At 45.2% G+C, this 310-nt stretch carries 1 pseudogene; it reads left to right on the forward strand.

The window, feature by feature from the left end:
* Positions 1-310 (forward strand): annotated as a pseudogene (locus HC175_RS22480) (oxidoreductase); the annotation flags it as partial.

A 310-nucleotide genomic window follows, 5' to 3' on the forward strand; every position in this document is an offset into this window, starting at 1 on the left:
CTGGAAAAAACTTTCATGTGATCTTCTACCTGAAGCTGCTGAAGGAGAAGCGGCTTTTGCAGCAAGTAATTCTAACATTGCCGTACAGGGGGAGAAGACGTTGATACTTTCGGGAGGAGCGAGATCAAGAATTTATTATTCGCCGGACAAAGGCCAATCATGGGAAGTCTTTGATACCCCGCTGGTGCAGGGGAAAAGTACACAAGGTGGTTACTCTGTTGATTTTTATGATATGCAGCATGGCGTGATCATAGGGGGCGATTATACAGCTCCCGAAGATAATTCTGCCAATAAAGCTGTTACCAGTGAT

The organism is Salinimicrobium oceani (genome assembly GCF_012037645.1).